Source organism: bacterium endosymbiont of Bathymodiolus sp. 5 South (assembly GCF_900128535.1).
Lineage (GTDB): Bacteria > Pseudomonadota > Gammaproteobacteria > PS1 > Pseudothioglobaceae > Thiodubiliella.
In genome coordinates, this window is record NZ_FQTR01000145.1 from 1 (window position 1) to 4061 (window position 4061).

Annotated in this window: 5 protein-coding genes and 1 pseudogene; 3 read left to right on the forward strand and 3 right to left on the reverse strand. The window is 36.1% G+C overall.

Annotated elements, in window-relative coordinates; all coding sequences use genetic code 11:
- Positions 1 to 321: 321 nt before the first annotated feature.
- Positions 322 to 918: a hypothetical protein gene (locus tag BBROOKSOX_RS09220; RefSeq protein WP_139661289.1), complete on the reverse strand. Its 597-nt coding sequence runs from the start codon at positions 916 to 918 to the stop codon at positions 322 to 324.
- Positions 919 to 1131: 213 nt separating this feature from the next.
- Positions 1132 to 1658: pseudogene (locus tag BBROOKSOX_RS09225) on the reverse strand (IS3 family transposase); the annotation flags it as partial.
- A gap of 89 nt (positions 1659 to 1747) precedes the next feature.
- Here BBROOKSOX_RS09225 and BBROOKSOX_RS09230 point away from each other — a divergent pair.
- The 3 genes from BBROOKSOX_RS09230 (at position 1748) to BBROOKSOX_RS09240 (ending at position 3139) form a co-directional block, all read left to right on the forward strand.
- A complete protein-coding gene (locus tag BBROOKSOX_RS09230) occupies positions 1748 to 1996 on the forward strand; it encodes a type II toxin-antitoxin system HicA family toxin (RefSeq protein ID WP_139661295.1) in 249 nt (82 codons plus the stop codon).
- On the forward strand, positions 1993 to 2337 hold the full coding sequence (locus BBROOKSOX_RS09235) for a type II toxin-antitoxin system HicB family antitoxin (protein WP_257607839.1): 345 nt from the start codon (positions 1993 to 1995) through the stop codon (positions 2335 to 2337). The genes BBROOKSOX_RS09230 and BBROOKSOX_RS09235 overlap by 4 nt, the downstream gene beginning before the upstream one ends.
- A gap of 193 nt (positions 2338 to 2530) precedes the next feature.
- Positions 2531 to 3139 carry a transposase gene (locus BBROOKSOX_RS09240; protein WP_257607840.1) on the forward strand — a complete coding sequence of 203 codons (609 nt, stop codon included), beginning with the start codon at positions 2531 to 2533 and terminating at the stop codon, positions 3137 to 3139.
- 43 nt (positions 3140 to 3182) lie between these two features.
- Here BBROOKSOX_RS09240 and BBROOKSOX_RS09245 read toward each other — a convergent pair.
- Positions 3183 to 4061 (reverse strand): autotransporter outer membrane beta-barrel domain-containing protein (locus BBROOKSOX_RS09245; protein ID WP_139661302.1); only part of this gene is annotated, 879 nt, incomplete at its 5' end.

Below are 4061 nucleotides of genomic sequence, written 5' to 3' on the forward strand. Positions count from 1 at the left end.
GCATGATAAAACTTTAAAAATAAATACACACAAAGGTTTGCCATGTGGCAATGAGGGTTTTATTCGAAAACTAAGCGACAAGGTGGGCAGGGATTTGAGTTTTAAAAAAAGGGGAGAGACCTAAAAAAGGGCAGCGCCCCCTTTTACCCAGCATATTTTTTTAAACAAAACGACTAAGAAATAAGGGTTATTTTAGTGGAAGTTGGTTGATTTGCCTATGGTTATTGTTAGTTTTATTGTTTTAAATCAAGTGGTTGTATAGTTTTTAAGGGGTGACTAAATAAAGCGCGCCGCTTTTTGGCGTCGCCTTTGATTTTTTTGTTAGGCACTTTTGCCCAATGAAAATTTGATTACTGCACCGAGAATACCAACCAACCAAACTAAGAACTTGTTATTTTGATAAAACTGTTCAAATCTTGATTTGGGGCGGTAAGTTTTAAGCTCGGCAGAAACACTGCCCTTTATGAACTCAATCATAGGTGTTTCATACCTATCGGTCTTCTGGATATTAACGCTCTTGGGATATCCCTTGCCACGCAATCTTTGATCAATTTCAGCCATACGCTGATATGTTTTTCTCGTGTAGGAAACCAATAAACCCTCGGCTTCGGTTAGTGTTTCTTTTAAGTCTTGTGATTTTTCTTGGGTTAAGGTCACGACTTCATCTATAACTTTTACAGTAATATCTTCGATAAATGGTTCAATGCTATGCCAATAAATTTGACGAATGCTTCCTGAAAACTCAAATCCTTCGCTTGTAATTTTTGAACCATCAAATTTTTTCACTTGAAAAGGCTTGCCTAAATTAAAGAATGCCCAAGGGGTAATATTATTCTTCTCGAGAGTACCAAAAGTATCCCTTATTTTCTTTTCCGTTCTTAGATAAATGGCAGATTTTGACACTTTATGGATTTCCATTAATGTTGTGCCTTTGTGTTGTATTGTGCATATTTTAACAACTTTTCCATCTTTCCACTCTTCCTTTAAATAAACACAAGATGAATGCCATCTTGCAGACGGATTGTATATATTATCACCGTCAATTTGTTTTATTTTTTTATCTTTAATTATAGTTTAATACATTACCCCAAAACCTTTGACAACTTTTTAAAATTTCTTATATAGAGCATCCTAAGAAGCCTTCGCTTTTTCTTGATTTAATTTTATACTTTCTTGGTACACATCCATTGGTTTTTTATATGCCAGTGTTTCATGGAATCTTCTATGGTTATAAAACTCAATATAATCATCTACATCAGTGATTAACTCACTAATAGATTGATATTCGTTCAAATAAATTCTCTCGCATTTTGCGCTTCGCCAGAAGCGCTCAATGCAACTATTATCTGTGGCTCTGCCTTTGCCATCCATAGATATTGTAATACCCAAATCTTTTAGACGCTTAGTGTGTATCTCACTGGTATATTGAGAGCCTTGATCGGTATTAAATATCTTTGGGTGTGGATGTTTTTCTAAAGCGTCATTGAGTACACTCATCACCAGTTGGCTATCCATAGTGTTGGATATTTTGTATGATAACACTGCTTTTGAGTGCCAATCAATAATAGCTGCCATTAGACCATACCACCTGCAATTTTGATGTAGGTAATGTCTGTAGACCAAACTTGGTTAGCGTGATTAATGCCAAGACCTTGTAATTTATAACTGTGGTTTCATGGTTGGTTGTTTTGGGTTTTTAATGGTTGACTAATTATATTTTGTAACTAAATTATGGTATCATTTAACCATGAGTAAAAAACAAAAATTGTTAGATAAATTTTTAAGAAATCCAATTTCAAAAACATTGACTTTTGATGAATTAGAAACTTTATTAATAAGCTTAGGGTTTGAAAAAATTGACGGTGCTGGTTCTAGAATTAAATTTTTTAATAAAGAAAAAGACAGCTTAATTAATTTGCACAAACCTCATCCGAGTAAAATTTTAAAAATATATTTAGTGAGACAAATTCAAGATAAATTAAAGGAGATATTATGAGCACCATGGAGTATAAAAAATATATTGCTACTATTGATTATTCACATGACGATAAATGTTTTTACGGAAAATTGGCAATGATTGATGATTTGGTAACTTTTGAAGCCACCAATGTGGCTGAGCTTGAAAGTAATTTTAAAAATAGTGTTAATGACTACATTCAAACTTGTGAAGATTTAAATCGCAAGCCTCAAAAAACATACAAAGGCAGTTTTAATTTAAGAATAGATCCGCAGCTGCACAAAAATATTTATAAACAAGCTTTAAAAGAAAGCTTATCAATTAACGCATTTATTGGAAAAACTCTTAAAGATGCTGTAAATAAAGAATCTTGCTATTAAAAATCAGACTATTTGCTTTTTGGCAAAGGAGTTAAGCGATGAAACAAGAGTTAGCTTGTCTGTTATTTCAAAAATAGAGGGCAATAAGCAACAAATTAAGATAAAGGGGACGCTACCCTTTTATTTTAATTTCTGTTAAAATAAACTCACACCAAGACAAGCTAGAATCGTATTTCCTAATACTCCCCATCACATTACCCAGCGAGGTAATCGTCGTAATGATGTTTTCTTTTGCGATAATGACAAAAATTATTATCTAGATTTACTACAAGAATACACCATTAAACACAAAGTGGCAGTATTGGCTTATTGCCTAATGAATAATCATATTCATTTGATTTTACAACCAACCACAAAAGAGGGCTTGCAAAAAGCCTTAAAACCTTTGTATATGAGATACAGCCAATATATTAACAAACAACAAAACATCACTGGCATTTTATGGCAAGGGCGATTTTTTTCCTCTCCACTTGATGAGCAATATACTTATTATGGCTTTGCTTATGTTGAAAATAATCCAGTTAAGGCAAAAATGGTAGAGAATGCAACTGATTATAAATATTCAAGTGCAATGTGTCACGCTGGGCTTGTTAACAATAGCCTTGTAACGGATTATGATATTGGAGTTTTGCCAAGTGAGTATCAGGATTATTTAAAATCTATGGTTGGCATTCAGCATGATAAAACTTTAAAAATAAATACACATAAAGGTTTGCCATGCGGCAATGAGGGTTTTATTCGAAAACTAAGCGACAAGGTGGGCAGCAGGGATTTGAGTTTAAAAAAAAAGGGGGAGACCTAAAAAAGGGTGGCGTCCCCTTTTACTCCCCTTTTTTATAAACCCATCAAAACTTCCATTGAACCGTACCTTCAATACCATAATTATGCGCTTTATTGTTAGTGGATTGAATGCGTTCATAATTAATAGAAGTGGTGGTGTCGTCTTTTTGATAATCCAGCCCCAGTTTCACGCTCACTTCTTGCTCGGCATTTTTGCTAAGGTAATCGTTGCCATCACGACGAATATCGGATTTGTATTCCACACTCATAAAGCGAGTGAGTTGTCCCTCTTCGTAGTTCTCTGTCTTGCTGATGTCAATACCAAGGGCAATTGCCTCGTCGGTGGCAGTCTCGCTGCTGGTAAGTGTGTCATTCGCCTTCATCTTGATACGGCTGATGTCGTAGCGAATGAAAGGCGATAAATCAACGCCCTGAGCCTGTAAATCTGCACGGTAAGCAATACTGGCAAAAAAGCCATTGCTGCCTTGGTCGGCACTTGGTGTGTTGTTTTTGCTGACTTTGTGCGTGGCTTTGGCGACGCCTAGTACTGCCTCAATACTGCCTTTGTTACTGAGTTCTAACGCACCGTAACTAGAGAGTGTGTATTGCTTGGTATCCACATCGCCTGAGAAATCACTGCCTGTGGCAGTGCGATCTTGCTTACCTAAGCCAAGGGAAAAGCCGATAATTTTATCTTGGGCTATGCGTCTGTCCATACCTATATTAAGGGATTTAAGATTAAACTCAGTCTTATTTGCACCTGACCCATTGCTTTTACCAATCACCACTTTGGCATTCGTCCAAGTATCCCAACGCTCAACCTTACGGCTGGAGGTGGGGATAACATTGCTCAGCCCGTTGGCACTGAGCACACGATTGATAAGGCTGTTGGTTTGGCTATCGGCAAAACTGACCTGAATGCCATTCACAAAATCATTGGCACT